The 14,471-nt window shown below is 68.7% G+C and carries 13 protein-coding genes and 1 pseudogene; 5 read left to right on the plus strand and 9 right to left on the minus strand.

Annotated elements, in window-relative coordinates:
• From CJ022_RS07185 to CJ022_RS07205, 5 genes are all read right to left on the minus strand, one after another.
• A partial coding sequence (locus CJ022_RS07185) for an SPOR domain-containing protein (RefSeq protein WP_199171442.1) occupies nucleotides 1-673 on the minus strand: 673 nt, incomplete at its 3' end.
• A 57-nt stretch (nucleotides 674-730) separates the two neighbouring features.
• On the minus strand, nucleotides 731-2,023 hold the full coding sequence (gene folC / locus CJ022_RS07190; RefSeq protein ID WP_101925989.1) for a bifunctional tetrahydrofolate synthase/dihydrofolate synthase: 1,293 nt from the start codon (nucleotides 2,021-2,023) through the stop codon (nucleotides 731-733).
• Nucleotides 2,013-2,468 carry an energy transducer TonB gene (locus CJ022_RS07195; protein WP_101925990.1) on the minus strand — a complete coding sequence of 152 codons (456 nt, stop codon included), beginning with the start codon at nucleotides 2,466-2,468 and terminating at the stop codon, nucleotides 2,013-2,015. The genes folC and CJ022_RS07195 overlap by 11 nt, the downstream gene beginning before the upstream one ends.
• Nucleotides 2,465-3,109, minus strand: coding sequence for a histidine phosphatase family protein (locus CJ022_RS07200; RefSeq protein ID WP_101925991.1), 645 nt, complete (start codon nucleotides 3,107-3,109; stop codon nucleotides 2,465-2,467). Before CJ022_RS07200 ends, CJ022_RS07195 begins: the two co-directional genes overlap by 4 nt.
• Before the next feature lie 151 nt (nucleotides 3,110-3,260).
• Complete coding sequence (locus tag CJ022_RS07205; RefSeq protein WP_101926041.1) at nucleotides 3,261-5,351, minus strand: S46 family peptidase; 2,091 nt, start codon at nucleotides 5,349-5,351, stop codon at nucleotides 3,261-3,263.
• A gap of 247 nt (nucleotides 5,352-5,598) precedes the next feature.
• Between CJ022_RS07205 and tdh the strand changes: the two genes are divergently transcribed.
• From tdh to CJ022_RS07220, 3 genes are read left to right on the plus strand one after another with little or no spacing between them, the layout of a single operon-like run.
• Nucleotides 5,599-6,633: an L-threonine 3-dehydrogenase gene (gene tdh / locus CJ022_RS07210; protein WP_199171444.1), complete on the plus strand. Its 1,035-nt coding sequence runs from the start codon at nucleotides 5,599-5,601 to the stop codon at nucleotides 6,631-6,633.
• Nucleotides 6,624-7,817: a glycine C-acetyltransferase gene (gene kbl, locus CJ022_RS07215; RefSeq protein ID WP_101925993.1), complete on the plus strand. Its 1,194-nt coding sequence runs from the start codon at nucleotides 6,624-6,626 to the stop codon at nucleotides 7,815-7,817. Before tdh ends, kbl begins: the two co-directional genes overlap by 10 nt.
• Before the next feature lie 3 nt (nucleotides 7,818-7,820).
• Nucleotides 7,821-8,216 carry an HNH endonuclease gene (locus tag CJ022_RS07220; RefSeq protein WP_101925994.1) on the plus strand — a complete coding sequence of 132 codons (396 nt, stop codon included), beginning with the start codon at nucleotides 7,821-7,823 and terminating at the stop codon, nucleotides 8,214-8,216.
• Here the strand turns inward: CJ022_RS07220 and CJ022_RS07225 are convergent.
• The 4 genes and pseudogenes from CJ022_RS07225 to CJ022_RS07240 all read right to left on the minus strand — a co-directional run bounded on the left by CJ022_RS07225 (nucleotide 8,176) and on the right by CJ022_RS07240 (nucleotide 12,058).
• Complete coding sequence (locus CJ022_RS07225) at nucleotides 8,176-8,925, minus strand: pseudouridine synthase (RefSeq protein ID WP_101925995.1); 750 nt, start codon at nucleotides 8,923-8,925, stop codon at nucleotides 8,176-8,178. The genes CJ022_RS07220 and CJ022_RS07225 overlap by 41 nt on opposite strands.
• Before the next feature lie 117 nt (nucleotides 8,926-9,042).
• On the minus strand, nucleotides 9,043-9,522 hold the full coding sequence (locus CJ022_RS07230) for a hypothetical protein (protein ID WP_143703905.1): 480 nt from the start codon (nucleotides 9,520-9,522) through the stop codon (nucleotides 9,043-9,045).
• A 215-nt stretch (nucleotides 9,523-9,737) separates the two neighbouring features.
• Entirely contained in the window at nucleotides 9,738-10,811 is a 1,074-nt protein-coding gene (locus tag CJ022_RS07235) for an OmpA family protein (protein WP_101925997.1), read from the minus strand.
• A gap of 301 nt (nucleotides 10,812-11,112) precedes the next feature.
• Nucleotides 11,113-12,058, minus strand: a pseudogene (locus CJ022_RS07240) (LysR family transcriptional regulator).
• Between the two features lie 100 nt (nucleotides 12,059-12,158).
• Here CJ022_RS07240 and CJ022_RS07245 point away from each other — a divergent pair.
• On the plus strand, nucleotides 12,159-13,247 hold the full coding sequence (locus CJ022_RS07245; protein WP_101925998.1) for an MFS transporter: 1,089 nt from the start codon (nucleotides 12,159-12,161) through the stop codon (nucleotides 13,245-13,247).
• A gap of 166 nt (nucleotides 13,248-13,413) precedes the next feature.
• Nucleotides 13,414-14,430 (plus strand): zinc-binding alcohol dehydrogenase family protein, encoded by a 1,017-nt coding sequence (locus CJ022_RS07250; protein ID WP_101925999.1) that lies wholly within the window; start codon nucleotides 13,414-13,416, stop codon nucleotides 14,428-14,430.
• Nucleotides 14,431-14,471: the final 41 nt, after the last annotated feature.

Genomic DNA, 14,471 nt, shown 5'->3' on the forward strand with positions numbered 1-14,471 from the left:
CCGGTCGCGGCGTCTCGGCGGGGGGCGGCGCAGGCGCAGGCGTCGCCGCGGCCTGGGTCGGCACGGCTGCCGCCGTTGCGGTGTCCGTGCGCGCCGGCGTGGCGCCGGCATCGAGCGCGACGACGCGCGGGCTCACGTCACTGCGGACCTGCGCCGCGCGCACGCGGACGGTTTCGGCTTCGGCGCGGCTGGCGTAGGGACCCAGACGCACCCGGTGCGCCGGCTTGCCGTTGAGCGTGAACGCCTCGCTGTAACCGGTCAGGCCTGCGCCGCCGAGCTGGCGCAGGATCGCCTTCGCATCCGCGTCGCTGGCGAAGGCGCCGTAGTGCACGGCGTAATCGCCGCCGGCGGTCGTCGGCGGCAACGCCTCGCGGCCCGCATTCGCTCCGGCATCGACGGTCGGCAACGCGCCGTCATCCGCCTGCGGCGCGGGGTCGGCCACGGGCGTCGGCGCTCCGCCGCCGAGCACGCTGCCCGCAGGCGCGGGCGCCGGTGCGACCAGCGGCAGATCGACGGTGCGGTAGGCCCCTTCCGGCGCGTCCGGCACGTCCATCGACATGTCGGGCAATCCGCTCGCGGGCGCCGGGCCCTTGACCAGCATCGGCAGGAAAATCACGGCGATCGCGATCAGCACCGCGGCGCCGATCAGGCGCTGTTTCAACGCAGAAGTCATGGGGATCCGGGCGGATGGAAGCCGCGCGAATTATACGCCGGCCTCCGGCCGCGCTTCTTAACGCCCACTCCGCAACTGCGCGAGTGCCGCGGCCGCGGTGTGGAATGAGCCGAACACGAGCACGCGGTCGCCGGGGACGGCCGCCGCCCGCGCCGCGGCCAGCGCGGAGGCGACGTCGCCATGCCGCCTTCCCTGCGCCGCAGCGGTGCCGGCCAGACGCGCCTGCAACGCGGCCGCGTCCTGGCCCCGCGGACCGGCGCCCTCCAGACCCGCCAGCCACCAGTGGGCGACGTGCGGCGCCAGCGCCGCGACCACGCCGGCCGCGTCCTTGTCGGCGAGCGCCGCATAGACCGCGTGCACCTGGCCCGACGCCGGCGCCGCAACCAGCCAGTCGGCCAGTGCCCGGGCCGCCTGCGGGTTGTGGGCGACATCGACCAGAACCTCGACGCCGTCGCGTTCGAAACGCTGCAGCCGGGCCCGCGGCGCGGCGGCCTGCAGGCCTGCGGCCATCGCCTCGACCGGGATGTCGCCGTCCAGTGCCCGCAGCGCCGCGATGGCGACGGCGGCATTGCGCAGCTGCACCGGCGCGGCCAGCGTCGGCACCGGCAGTTCCACCTCGTAGCCGACCTCGCGCCAGGTCCAGCGGCCTTCGTCCGCCGGTGCGTAGAGGAAATCGCTGCCGCCGCGGATCGCCACCGCGCCGATGCGGTAGGCATGCCGCAGCACGCTCGCGGGCGGGTCGGTGTCGCCGAGCACCAGCGGCTTCCAGGCGCGGGCGATGCCGGCCTTCTCCAGGCCGATCGTTTCGACATCGTCGCCGAGCCAGTCCTGGTGATCGAGATCGACGGTGGTGATGACCGCGACGTCCGGATCGACGATGTTGACCGCGTCGAGGCGCCCGCCGAGGCCGACTTCGAGGATCGCGAGGCCCAGTCCCGCACGCGCGAACAGCCACAGCGCGGCCAGCGTGCCGGTCTCGAAATAGGTCAGCGGCGTGTCGCCGCGCGCGGTCTCGACGGCCTCGAAGGCCTCGACCAGCGCGGCATCGTCGACGTCCACGCCGTCGATGCGGCCGCGCTCGTTGTAGGCCAGCAGATGCGGCGAGGTGTAGGCGCCGACCCGCCAGCCCGCGGCGCGCGCGATCGCCTCGACGAAGGCGACCGTGGAGCCCTTGCCGTTGGTGCCGCCGATGGTGACCACCTGCGCGGCCGGACGCCCGCAGCCCAGGCGCGCGTAGACCGCGCCGACGCGGTCGACACCCATCTCGATTTCGGTCGGGTGGCGCGCTTCGATGCGCGCGAGCCAGGTCTCGAGCGCGGAGCCCGCCGCATGGTGCGCGTCATGTCCCATCGCGCGACGACCCACAAATGCGTTGCGCCACTGCAACCACGTATCCGCCTGTCGGCGTCATCCATTCGGCGCGGATTGCACCCGCCTCGTCGAGGGAGAACAGATACTGTGGACGACTTGGCACGTGCTTGCCGTGATGCGAGGCTGGCGCGAATCGCCACGTCCTTACGGCGTCCAGGACGGCAGCATCGAGCACCGGGGATCCACTCGGTGTCGCGATCGCGGACTCGATGATGCGCCCGTCGGCATCGAGCGCGATCTCCACACTCGCGGATTGACCAGCCTGTGGCCCGTCCGCGCTCGATGACGCAGGGACAACCGGGAACGCGCCGCACGCGTAGGACGGGTTCACGAACTCCCCCGCTCCCGCATGACATGAGAACCCTGCGCTCATGCCCAGCAGCAAGACCACATTCCGCAGCCGATTGAGAGTCAGCGAGTTCATAACGCCCGATGCACGGCCTCGCCGAAGAACGCGGTGTGGTGCGCGCAGTCGTTGAGCCGCACCACGTCGAGATGATCGGCGTCCACGCCTTCGAGCAGGTTCAACGTGGTCGGCGCCTGGCGGAAGGTCCACAGCTTCGAGAACGGAATGCCGAGGATGCGGCACAGGATCACGCGGTTGACCGCGTCGTGGGCCACGATCAGCGCAGTGTCGTCCGGACCGAGGACGTCGAGCGCGGCGACGAAGGCGGGCCAGGCACGGTCGAACACCTGTTGCAGCGATTCACCGCCGGGCATCTGCACGCTGTCGGGCGCATCGCGCCACGCGGCCAGGCGTTCGGGATCGCGTTCGCGGATCTCGCTGGCGAGCAGGCCTTCCCAGGTGCCGTGGGCGATTTCCGCAAGGCCGGCATCGGTCCGGAGCATCGCTTCGCGATCGGCGCCGAGCGCCAGCCGCGCGGTCCGGTCGGCACGCGACAGCGGCGAGGCGACCGCGCGATCGATCCGCACCCCGGCCAGTCGCGCACCGAGCAGCGTCGCCTGCCGTTCGCCGACCGGCGACAACGGAATGTCCTCCTGCCCCTGGTAGCGGCCTTCGGCGTTCCAAGGCGTTTCGCCATGGCGGGCAAGCAGGATTCTCATGCGCGGGTTCCGGATCTCGGGGATCGACAGTCTAGCGAAGGCGGTCCGGGCGGCGCGCGGGACAGCGCGCGCGACGGGTGACCCGGCCGAACGCCCGGCGTCCTCGGACGCTCGCGCGAGCCAGACCCGCCCGCGTCGCGACCAGGACCGCTCAGCGCCGCGGCGGCACGCCCATTTCCTGCAACAGGCGCGGCGCGGGATCGACTTCCTGCATGACCCAGCGGATGTAGCGCTGGTCGACCGAGATCGTGCGCGTCATCGCCGGGTCGAACACCCAGTTCGAAACCACCGCTTCCCACGTCATGTCGAACAGCAGGCCGGTCAGCTTGCCTTCGCTGTCGAGCACCGGCGAACCCGAGTTACCGCCGGTCACGTCGAGGTCGGACAGGAAATTCACCGGCACGGTGCGCAGGCGACGATCCGCCAGGCCGCCGTGACGCTTCGCGGCGATCGCGTCGAGCTGCACCTTCGGCGCGTCGAAGGGTTCGGCGCCGGTCGCCTTCGCCGTGATCTCCTCCAGCCGGGTGAACGGAACCTGCTTCTCGCCCGCCAGGTTGGTGTAGCCCATGACGTTGCCGAAGGTGATGCGGAGCGAGGAATTCGCGTCCGGATAGACGGCGCTGCCCTGGCTCTGGCGATAGTCGGCGACCGCCTGCAGGAAGGTCGGGCGCAGCGCCAGCAGATCACCGCCGCGCGCCTTGCCGGCCAGTTCGATCTGCAACAGGCTCGGGGTCATCGCCACCGCGTACTGCAGCGCCGGATCGCGACTGCGGTCGAACGCGGTGCGATCGGCGGCGAACCAGTTCAGGCGCGCGTCGCTGTCGCCCAGTTCGCTGCGCTCCAAACGGTCGAGCGCGCGCTCCACCGCAGCCGGGTCGTTGCCGCCGAGCCAGGTGTCGAGCGCCGCGATGCGCTGCGCCTGCGGCAGCTGCAGGTACTGCAGCAGGGCGTAGCGGGTGATCTCGCGATCCATCGCCGGCACATAGCGGCGGTCCATCTGCTTGAGGCCGCCTTCGATGGTGGGCAGGTCGCGCTGCTGGAACCCCTGTTCGCGCATCGCGTCGGGCTTCTCCTTCTCCAGCGCCAGCCGGTAGAGCCGCGTCGCGGTCGACAGCAGCCCGCTGTTGTCGAGCAGGCTCATCACCAGGTCGCGATCGCGCGTGCCGCGCGCCTGCGCATCGAGCGCGGCGATCTTCGCGTGCGCATCGAGCGCGGCCTGGCCCTCGGCGCCCTGCCCGCGCAACCACGCGAGGACCGCGGCCTCTTCGCGCTGCTTGGTCTCCAGCGCGCCGATGCGGGTGAAGCCCTGCAACTGGCCATCGTAGTTCTTCAGCGTGTTCTGCCAGCCGCGCACCGCGCTGGCGTAGCGGACCTCGATCTCGGGATCCGTCTTGCCACGCGCTTCGACCAGATCGATCAGCGCGCGGTAATGCAGGCCGATCTGCGGGTAGCGCCAGCTGATGGTTTCGTTGAACTCGTCGGCGAAGGCATAGCGGCTGGTCCGGCCCGGGTAGCCCGCGACCATGACGAAATCGTCCTCGCGCAGCGGCTTGTCGGCGATGCGCAGGAAGCGCTGCGGTGTGTAGGGGATATTGGCCTCGGCGTATTCGGCCGGACGGCCGTCAGGGCCGACATAGGCGCGATAGAACGCGAAGTCGCCGGTGTGACGCGGCCACATCCAGTTGTCGACATCGCCGCCGAAGCTGCCGATGCCGCCGGCCGGCGCGTAGACCAGGCGCACGTCGCGGATTTCCAGGTTGCGGAACAGGCGGTAGCTGTTGCCGCCGAGGAAGCTGTACAGGCGGCAGCGGTAGCCGGGCGTCGCCTCGCAGCGCGCGACCAGGGTCTTCTCGATGTCGTCGAGCGCCGTCGTGCGACCCAGCGCATCGGGCGCGGCGGCGATCGCTGCCTGGACCTCGGCGGTGACGTCCTGGATGCTGTCGAGCGCGTAGATGCGCGCATTCGGGCCGGCCGAGATCTCGTCGCCGAGCGCCGCGGCATTGAACCCGTCGCGCATCAGGTTGTTCTCGGGCGTCGAGTTCAGCTGGATCGCGCCATACGCGCAGTGATGGTTGGTCAGCACCAGGCCCTGCGGGGAGACGAAACTCGCCGTGCAGCCGCCCAGCGACACCACCGCGCCCAGCGGGTCGCCGGTCAGGTCGGCCAACTGGGCCGGATCCAGCCGCAGGCCGGCCTTGCGCAGCGCCGGGGCGATGTCCGGCAGCTGTTGCGGCACCCACATGCCCTCGCCCGCGTCGGCCTGGTGTGCACTACTGAGGAAGACGCCCAGCAGCGTCGCAGCGAGAAACGGATGGCGCATCGGAAGTCCTGTCGGTGTCCGGGGACCCGCAAGTCTAGCCACTGCAGGGCGTTGCCGGCCAAACCCGGGCGCCGGCCGCGCCGTCACGCTGCAGGTGCAGCACGGGCGCGGACGGGCCGACGCGTATAATCGGCGGCTTCATTTCAGCGCGATTGCAGGCGGTTACACGATGGCTTCCACGATGAAGGCGCTGGTCAAGCGCGAAGCGGGCAAGGGCATCTGGATGGAGGAACGTCCCATCCCGACCCCCGGTCCGAACGACGTGCTGATCAAGCTCGAGAAGACCGCGATCTGCGGCACCGACCTGCACATCTACCTGTGGGACGAGTGGAGCCAGCGCACGATCAAGCCCGGCCTGGTCATCGGCCACGAGTTCGTCGGCCGGATCGTCGAGCTCGGCTCGGCGGTCACCGGCTACACCGTCGGCCAGCGCGTGTCGGCGGAAGGCCATCTGGTCTGCGGCCATTGCCGCAATTGCCGCGCCGGCAGGCCGCACCTGTGCCCGAACACCGTCGGCATCGGCGTCAGCCGCGACGGCGCGTTCGCCGAATACATCGCGATGCCGGCCAGCAACCTGTGGCCGATCCCGGACCAGATTCCGAGCGAACTCGCCGCGTTCTTCGACCCCTACGGCAACGCCGCGCACTGCGCGCTGGAGTTCGACGTCGTCGGCGAGGACGTGCTGATCACCGGCGCCGGCCCGATCGGGGTCATGGCCGCCGGCATCTGCAAGCACATCGGCGCGCGCAACGTGGTGGTCACGGACGTCAACGACTACCGTCTGAAGCTGGCCGCCGACATGGGCGCGACACGCGTGGTCAACGTGTCCAACACGTCGCTGAAGGACGTCATGAAGGACCTGCACATGGAGGGCTTCGACGTGGGCCTGGAGATGAGCGGCAATCCGCACGCCTTCAACGACATGCTCGACTGCATGTACCACGGCGGCAAGGTCGCGCTGCTCGGCATCCTCCCGAAGGGCGCCGGCATCGACTGGGACCGCATCATCTTCAAGGGACTCACCGTACAGGGCATCTACGGCCGGAAGATGTACGAGACCTGGTACAAGATGACCCAGCTCGTCCTGTCGGGCTTTCCGCTCGGCAAGGTGCTCAGCCACCAGTTGCCGATCGACGAATTCCAGAAGGGTTTCGATCTGATGGAGACGGGCAAGTCGGGCAAGGTGGTGCTGTCATGGACCTGACCCAGCGCTACGCGGACACCCTCGACGAAATCCGTGACGCGGGCCTGTTCAAGGCCGAGCGCGTGATCACTGGTCCCCAGTCGGCCGAGATCACGCTCGAAGACGGCCGCACGGTGCTGAACTTCTGCGCCAACAACTATCTGGGCCTGGCCGACCATCCGGACATCATCGCCGCAGCCAAGGACGCACTGGACACGCACGGCTTCGGCATGGCCTCGGTGCGCTTCATCTGCGGCACGCAGGATCTGCACAAGCAGCTCGAGCAGACCATCGCGGACTTCTTCGGCAAGGAGGACACCATCCTCTACGCCGCGTGCTTCGATGCGAACGGTGGCCTGTACGAGCCGCTGCTCGGCGAAGAGGACGCGATCATCTCCGACGCGCTCAACCACGCCTCGATCATCGACGGCATCCGCCTGTGCAAGGCCAAGCGCTACCGCTACGCCAACTGCGACATGGCGGATCTGGAAAAACAGCTGCAGCAGGCGCGCGCGGACGGTGCCCGCACCATCCTGATCTCGACCGACGGCGTGTTCTCGATGGACGGCTTCATCGCGCCGCTCGACGAGATCACCGCGCTGGCCGCGCAGTACGACGCGCTGGTCCACATCGACGAATGCCACGCGACCGGCTTCCTCGGCGACACCGGCCGCGGCTCAGCGGAAGTGAAGGGTGTGCTGGAAAAGATCGACATCGTCACCGGCACGCTGGGCAAGGCGATGGGGGGCGCGCTCGGCGGCTTCACGACGGCCAAGCGCGAAGTCATCGAGTTGCTGCGCCAGCGCTCGCGCCCGTATCTGTTCTCGAACTCGCTGCCGCCGCATGTGGTCGCGGCCGGCATCAAGGCGTTCGAGATGCTCGATGCCGCAGGGGATCTGCGTGCGCAGCTGGTCGAGAACACCCGCTACTTCCGCGAGAGGATGACGGCCGCCGGTTTCGACGTGCGCCCCGGCGTGCATCCGATCAGCCCGGTGATGCTCTACGACGCCAAGCTCGCGCAGCGCTTCGCCGAGCGCCTGCTCGAGGAAGGCATCTACGCGATCGGCTTCTTCTTCCCGGTCGTCGCGAAGGAGCAGGCGAGGATCCGCACCCAGATCAGCGCCGCGCACACACGCGAACACCTGGACCGCGCGATCGATGCGTTCACGCGCATCGGCCACGAGCTGGGCGTGCTGAAGGCCTGAGCCATGCGCGCCGCGCTGCGACGGCGGTTGCTGCTCGCGGCGCAGACCGATGCGCTCGCCACCCTCGCCGATGGCATCTGGACGACGCGCTGCCTGCACTGCCGCAGCGCGCTGCAGGTGCGGGATGACGGGGAGCCACTCGGGCTCGCGACGCTGGAACACGTGGTGCCCCGTGCCTGGTTCGGCAAGCGCGCAGCTGCGGGCCTGTGCGCACGGATCGGTGGCGACCCGGACGACGCACGCAATCTCGCGCTGGCGTGCGCACGATGCAATCACGGCAAGGGCACGCGCCACGATGGCCACGGCCCGGCGGATCCGAGGGCGCGGCAGGTGGTGACCGGCCTGCTGGATTTGCGGCTCAGCCGGTGGCGTGCACCGACGGTGCGGCCAGGCGACTGATCTCGGCATCGGTCAGTTCGCGCCACGCGCCTTTCGCCAGATCGCCAAGTGCGAGCCTGCCGATCGCGACCCGGACCAGTCGCACCACCTCGACATCGAACGCGGCGAGCAGCCGGCGGATCTGCCGGTTGCGGCCTTCGTCGAGCACGATTTCCAGCCACGCATTGCGATCGCCGCTGCGCAGCACGCGCGCCGAGGCGACCTGCAGGCGCTGACCGTCGTCCTCGACGCCTGCATGGAGTGCCGCGAGCAAGGTGTCGTCCGGCAAGGCGGCGATCTGCACGTGATAGGTTTTCGCCGGCCCGGATTCCGGCTCGGCGATGCGTGCCGCCCAGGCCGAGTCGCTGGTGAAGAGCAACAGGCCTTCGCTGGCCTTGTCGAGCCGACCGACCGGTGCGATCCACCCGGTGTCGATGCCTTCGAAACAGCGATAGACGGTGTCACGGCCGCGCTCGTCGCGCGCCGTCGTGACCAGGCCGCGTGGCTTGTTGAGCATCAGATAGCGATGCGCCGTCACCACCTGTTCCAGCCCGGCGACCCGGATCCGCGTCTCGTCCAGCAGCACCGGATATTCGGGATCAGTGACTAGCCGTTCGCCGAGGCGGACGCGGCCCTCGCGGACCCAGCGTTCGGCTTCGCTGCGCGAACACAATCCACGTTTCGACAGCACACGGGCGATGCCGTGGCGGGGCACACGGGACGTCGTCATCGCCGCATTCGCCCATGCTGCCCTCGGCCGGACGACGGAAGGGAAAGCAGGTGAACGCCAGGAACGCGCTGCAGCGTCGACATCGTCAACCGTCGCGAATGACCGCGCGGGCGCGCGTCACTCGGTCGGCGGCACCGCGGCGGGTTCGACCTGCGCTTCCGGCGTCGCGGGCACGGCATCGTCCACGCGTCGGCTGCCGACGTTGTAGCCGTTGGACTTGAGCCAGGCGTCGAAATCGTCCGCCGTCATACGCTTGCCGCCCTGGGTCATGTTGAAGCGGTAAGGGGTGTTGTCGAACTCGGTCTGCTTGACGTACGCAGCCGGATCATTGGGATTCACCGCGCTCTGCGCAGGCGTGGCCATCGCCACCTGCTGGCACTTCTCGATCTGCAACCGCAGCACGACCTGCTCCGCGGACTGCGCTTCATCGTATGCCCGCGACAGCACGGCGCTCGTCCCGAGGCGATAGCTCGGCGCGGCGAGTTCCGGCGACACCGGTGACAGCATCGTCGGCTGCAGCGGCGTGGCCGCGCGGGTGCTCAGACTCGCGCAATCGGCTGCATGGCCGGCGACCGGCAGGATCAACAGAGTCAACATCGTCGCCATCAAGCGCATGCGGTTTTGCCTACATCATCGAGTGGGCATGAGTGTATGCAGCGCGCGGGGTGCCCACAAGCGTTCTCGGCATGCAAATGCACGCGACGTTCGCGATTCATCGTCTGCGCGTGATTCGCTGGCGGGCGATCCACGAATTCCAGACAAAAAGAAGCCCGGCACAAGGCCGGGCTCCTTCATGACAACTGCCGCTTGGATCAGTTCTGGACGTTCAGCTCGGTGCGGCGGTTGCGCGCACGGCCTTCCGGATTGTCCGAACCATCCGAGTTGGTGTTCGGCGCGATCGGACGGCTCTCGCCGTAACCGGTCGGACCCACCAGACGGCTGGCGTCGATGCCGTTGCTGGTCATGTAGTCATACACGGCCGACGCACGACGCGCGGACAGCGACTGGTTGTAGGCGTCGGTACCGACGGAGTCGGTGTGACCGGCGACTTCAACGCGCAGCTCGGGGTAACGACGCAGGATCTCGACGGCTTCGTTCAGGATCGCAACCGCATCCGGACGCAGGGTCGAACGATCGAAGTCGAAGTTGACGCCGTTCAGATCGATGGTGATCGGAGCCGGAGCCGGAGCAGGCGCCGGAGCCGGAGCAGGCGGCGGCGGCGGAGCCGGCGGAGCCGGAGCGACCGGCGGCGGGCCGAGCGGGATCACGACACCGACCGACGCCATCGCGTCACCGAAGTAGCTCTCTTCCTGGTTGTGCGGATAGCCTTCCCAATCCGGGCCACCCGACGCGGCAACGCTGCCGTCGTCGAAGTCGGCGCGGTAGGCGATTTCGGCACGCACGGCGACGCGCTTGTCGAAGGTCGTCTGCAGACCGGCGCCGACCTTGGCGGCGAAGTTGCCTTCCTCGCGCTCACCCGGCGAGTTTGCACTCGGGAACGCATCGAACTCCTCTTCGGAACGCTGGTAGCCGACGCCGAACAGCAGGTACGGGTTCCAGCCACGACCTTCGGAGATGAAGTGGCGACGGAAATCAACCGAAACGCCGTACTGGCTCCAGTTCAGGTCGTTGTTTGCGCCTTCGATCGAGCTGTCGAAGCCCGGGTTCTGGTAGTTCAGTTCGCCGTCGATGGACCACTCGGGGCTGATGAACTTACCCATGCCAAGCGTGACAAACGGGGTGTCGTCCGTACGGCGATCACCGTCCTGGAAATTGAAGCCGGCCGAGCTGGTGAGGTACCAGCGGTCGTCGAACTCCTGCGCGCTGGCAGTGTGTGCCAGACCCAGACCGCCGAGCAGCGCGGCACAGAGGAGTTTTTTGTTCATGTTGTTTAGCTCCGTGGAAATAGGGGGAATGCGTCGAGGCATCGAAATGAGGCGTTAACGCAAACGCCTTGAGACATAGCCTAAAGTCAGCTGTGTGAAGGCGATGTTAACACTAACATAACGGTTAAAAGCTGCCAAGAAAACAATTGCTTAGCGTTTATCCGCGCGCAGGTATTGCGAGGAACTTGCTGGGCGGCAGTCTGCGGAGCCGGATCTGACGACGGCGTGAGGACTGGCCGGCGTGTGAGACCGGGGTTCCCGCCGCGGAAATTCCGGGTTTTCCACGCCGGGATCCCGGCAATTATTGAGGCGCCGAGTGCGCATTCTCCATTCCTTCCCGCAACTCCCAGACCGGCGGGTCCCCGATCCGTTCCCCTAGAAAATCGACCAGCGCGCGCACGCGTGGCGGCACCATCCGCCGTTGCGGCATCACGGCATGGATCGCACTGACGGGCAAGGCATGATCGGGCAATACGACGACGAGCCGGCCCTCCCGAAGATCCTCATGCACGTGCCACAGCGAATGCAGCGCGATGCCGAGGCCGGACACGGCGGCATCGCGCAGCGCTTCGCCGAGATTGCTTTCGAACCGTCCCTGCATGCGCACGGTGTGCACGACACCGTCGGGCGCAGTCAGATGCCAGACATCCTGCAGCCCGCGACTGCCGAACAGCAGCACGCCATCTTGCGCAGTCAGATCGGCGGGCGTCCGGGGAACGCCACGCGCGGCGAGATACGCCGGCGCCGCGCAGAGCGCGCGCAGGTTGCGGGCGATGGGACGCGCGATCAGCGACGAGTCGGCCAGTTCACCGATCCGGATCGCAAGGTCGTACCCGCGGCCGACCAGATCCGTCACCCGGTCGTCGAGATCGAGGCTGACGCGCAGTTGCGGATGCCGCGCGAGGAATTCCGGCAACAGCGGCGACACGTACTGGCGACCGAAGCCGACGTCGTTACCCGCAACGTACCCCCACTCCGCTGCCGCCGCCGGTTTCGCGCAGGCTGGCGGCCAGGGTGTCGAGTTCATCCAGAAGGGGCCGTCCCTGTTCGGCCAGCATCAGGCCTTCGGGTGTGGGATGCAGGCGCCGCGTCGTGCGGTGCAGCAGGCGCACGCCCAGATCCACCTCGAGCCGCTTCAGCCGCTGGCTGGCGACGGCGACCGACAGATCGAGACTGCGCGCGGCCGCACTGATCGATCCCAGATCGAGCACGCGCAGGAACAGCGCCATGTCGCTGATGCGTTCCATCGATTCTCAAAAAAAACTTGATAGTGATTGCGGATCATAGCGCTGTATCGAAGTCAGGCGCCGCCGCAGACTGCCGGCCTCCCACGCTCCGGCCACGCCCATGCCCCCCGCGCTTCCTGCTCCCGCCGCCACTTCCGCGCGGATGCCGCTCGCCCTGTACGCACTGACCGCCGGCGCCTTCGGCATCGGCACGACCGAGTTCGTGATCATGGGGCTGCTGACCCAGGTCGCCGCCGACCTCCAGGTCAGCATCGCGGCGGCGGGCCTGCTGATCTCGGGCTACGCGCTCGGCGTCTTCGTCGGCGCACCCCTGCTGACGATCGCGACCGGCCGCTTGCCGCGCAAGGCGGTGCTCGTCGGTCTGATGGTCGTGTTCACGCTCGGGAATCTCGCCTGTGCACTGGCGCCCGATTACGGCTGGCTGATGGCTGCGCGCGTGGCGACCTCGCTGGCGCACGGGACCTTCTTCGGCGTCGGCGCGGTGGTGGGCACCCGGCGGGGTTGGGAGGCGCGGCTGATCATCGCGACCCTGGTGCCGAACGACACCGCGACCCGTGCACCGAGCCGCGTGTCGCAGGAGATCCGGGCCGTGCTGCAGCCCCAGGTGCTGCTCGGCCTGTCGATGACGGTGCTGGGGTTCGCCGGCGTCTTTACCGTCTACACCTACATCCAGCCGATCCTGCTGCAGGTCACACGCCTGCCCGAGACCGCGGTGTCGGCCGTGCTGCTGGTGTTCGGCGTCGGCATGATCCTGGGCAACCTGCTCGGCGGACGCCTGGCGGACCGTCGTCCGGCCGGGTCGCTGGTGGTGACGCTGGGCGTGCTGGCGGTGGTGCTCGCCGCGATCGGCCTCGTCATGCGGTCGCCCGTGGCGATGGTCGCGTTCACCGGATTGCTCGGGATCGCGGCATTCGCGACCGTCGCGCCGATGCAGCTGTGGGTGCTGCAGAAAGCCGGCGCTGCCGGACGCACGCTGGCATCGAGCCTCAACATCGGCGCGTTCAACCTCGGCAACGCGCTCGGCGCCTGGCTCGGTGGCATGGTGCTGGTGCACGCCGGCGGACTCGCGAACGTCAGCTGGGCGGCGTCGCTGGTGACACTGGCCGGCGCCGGCGTCGCGCTGGTCGCGATCCGGTGGGCGCGTCCGTCGCGACGCACGCCCGATGTCGAGGTCTGCCCTGCACGATGAGCACCCGCGCCCGATTGCCCGCGCGGAGATCCCCGCGCTCCCGCGCGATACGCGGTTGCACCCATGCCGCCATCGCGCAGGGTGACCGCACCCGCACCCGCCCCCGTTTACCCTGATCACCCGGCACGACGACGCACGTCGCCGCCCCTGCACCCGAGGAATTCCCATGAAAGCCGTTGCCCTGACCCGCTACCTGCCCATCGACGATCCGCAATCGCTGCAGGACGTCGAACTCGACCTGCCCATCCCCGGCCCGCACGACCTGCGCGTGCGCGTGGAAGCGGTGTCGGTGAACCCGGTCGATACCAAGGTGAGATCGCCGAAGCCGCAGACCGAGTCGACGCCGAAAGTGCTGGGGTATGACGCGGCCGGTGTCGTCGACACGATCGGCAGCGAGGTCACCGGCTTCGAGGTCGGCGACGCGGTGTATTACGCGGGCGATATCACCCGCTCCGGCAGCAACGCGCAATTCCAGCTGATCGACGCACGCCTGGCCGCGCGCAAGCCGGAATCGCTGGACTTCGCGCAGGCCGCGGCGCTGCCGCTGACCGCGCTGACCGCATGGGAACTGCTGTTCGAACGGATGCCGTACGCGATCAATGGCGGCGGCGACGGCAAGCGTCTGCTGGTCATCGCCGGCGCCGGCGGCGTCGGCTCGATCGCGATCCAGCTCGCCAAGCGCGCCGGCTTCACCGTCATCGCCACGGCCTCGCGCATGGAAACGATCGCGTGGTGCCGCGTGATGGGCGCGGATCACGTCATTGACCATCGCGAGCCGCTGGCGCCGCAGCTGCAGGCGCTCGGTTTCGAGACCGTCGATGCCGCCGTCAACTTCGCCGACACCGACCGCTACTGGGACGTGCTGGGCCAACTGCTGGCGCCGCAGGGCCACGTGGGCCTGATCGTGGAGCCCGCGGGCGCGCTGAAGATCGGCGACCCCTACAAGCTCAAGTGCATCGGCATCCATTGGGAACTGATGTTCACGCGGTCGCGCTTCCGCACGGCCAACATGGGCGAGCAGGGCCGCATCCTCGCGGATGTCGCCGCGCTGGTCGATGCCGGCAAGCTGCGCGGCACGCTGTCGGAAATGCTCTCGCCGATCAACGCCGAGACCCTGCGCGAGGCGCACCGCCGCCTGGAGTCCGGCCGCACCATCGGCAAGCTGGTCGTCGCCGGCTGGTGATGCCACGAACCGGGAGCGCCTCTGCGCTCCCGGCTTGCGGT

The sequence above is a fragment of the Luteimonas rhizosphaerae genome, assembly GCF_002849595.1.
Taxonomy (GTDB): Bacteria; Pseudomonadota; Gammaproteobacteria; order Xanthomonadales; family Xanthomonadaceae; genus Luteimonas; species Luteimonas cellulosilyticus.

What these genes read in the sequence shown, in the direction of transcription:
- folC (WP_101925989.1), bottom strand. Translation starts at nt 2,023, where the DNA reads ATGGGACATGACGCGCACCATGCGGCGGGCTCCGCGCTCGAGACCTGG.
- CJ022_RS07195 (WP_101925990.1), bottom strand. Translation starts at nt 2,468, where the DNA reads ATGAACTCGCTGACTCTCAATCGGCTGCGGAATGTGGTCTTGCTGCTG.
- CJ022_RS07200 (WP_101925991.1), bottom strand. Translation starts at nt 3,109, where the DNA reads ATGAGAATCCTGCTTGCCCGCCATGGCGAAACGCCTTGGAACGCCGAA.
- CJ022_RS07205 (WP_101926041.1), bottom strand. Translation starts at nt 5,351, where the DNA reads ATGTGGGTGCCGCAACAGCTGCCGGACATCGCCCCGGCGCTGCGCAAG.
- tdh (WP_199171444.1), top strand. Translation starts at nt 5,599, where the DNA reads ATGGCTTCCACGATGAAGGCGCTGGTCAAGCGCGAAGCGGGCAAGGGC.
- kbl (WP_101925993.1), top strand. Translation starts at nt 6,624, where the DNA reads ATGGACCTGACCCAGCGCTACGCGGACACCCTCGACGAAATCCGTGAC.
- CJ022_RS07220 (WP_101925994.1), top strand. Translation starts at nt 7,821, where the DNA reads ATGCGCGCCGCGCTGCGACGGCGGTTGCTGCTCGCGGCGCAGACCGAT.
- CJ022_RS07225 (WP_101925995.1), bottom strand. Translation starts at nt 8,925, where the DNA reads ATGACGACGTCCCGTGTGCCCCGCCACGGCATCGCCCGTGTGCTGTCG.
- CJ022_RS07230 (WP_143703905.1), bottom strand. Translation starts at nt 9,522, where the DNA reads ATGTTGACTCTGTTGATCCTGCCGGTCGCCGGCCATGCAGCCGATTGC.
- CJ022_RS07235 (WP_101925997.1), bottom strand. Translation starts at nt 10,811, where the DNA reads ATGAACAAAAAACTCCTCTGTGCCGCGCTGCTCGGCGGTCTGGGTCTG.
- CJ022_RS07245 (WP_101925998.1), top strand. Translation starts at nt 12,159, where the DNA reads ATGCCCCCCGCGCTTCCTGCTCCCGCCGCCACTTCCGCGCGGATGCCG.
- CJ022_RS07250 (WP_101925999.1), top strand. Translation starts at nt 13,414, where the DNA reads ATGAAAGCCGTTGCCCTGACCCGCTACCTGCCCATCGACGATCCGCAA.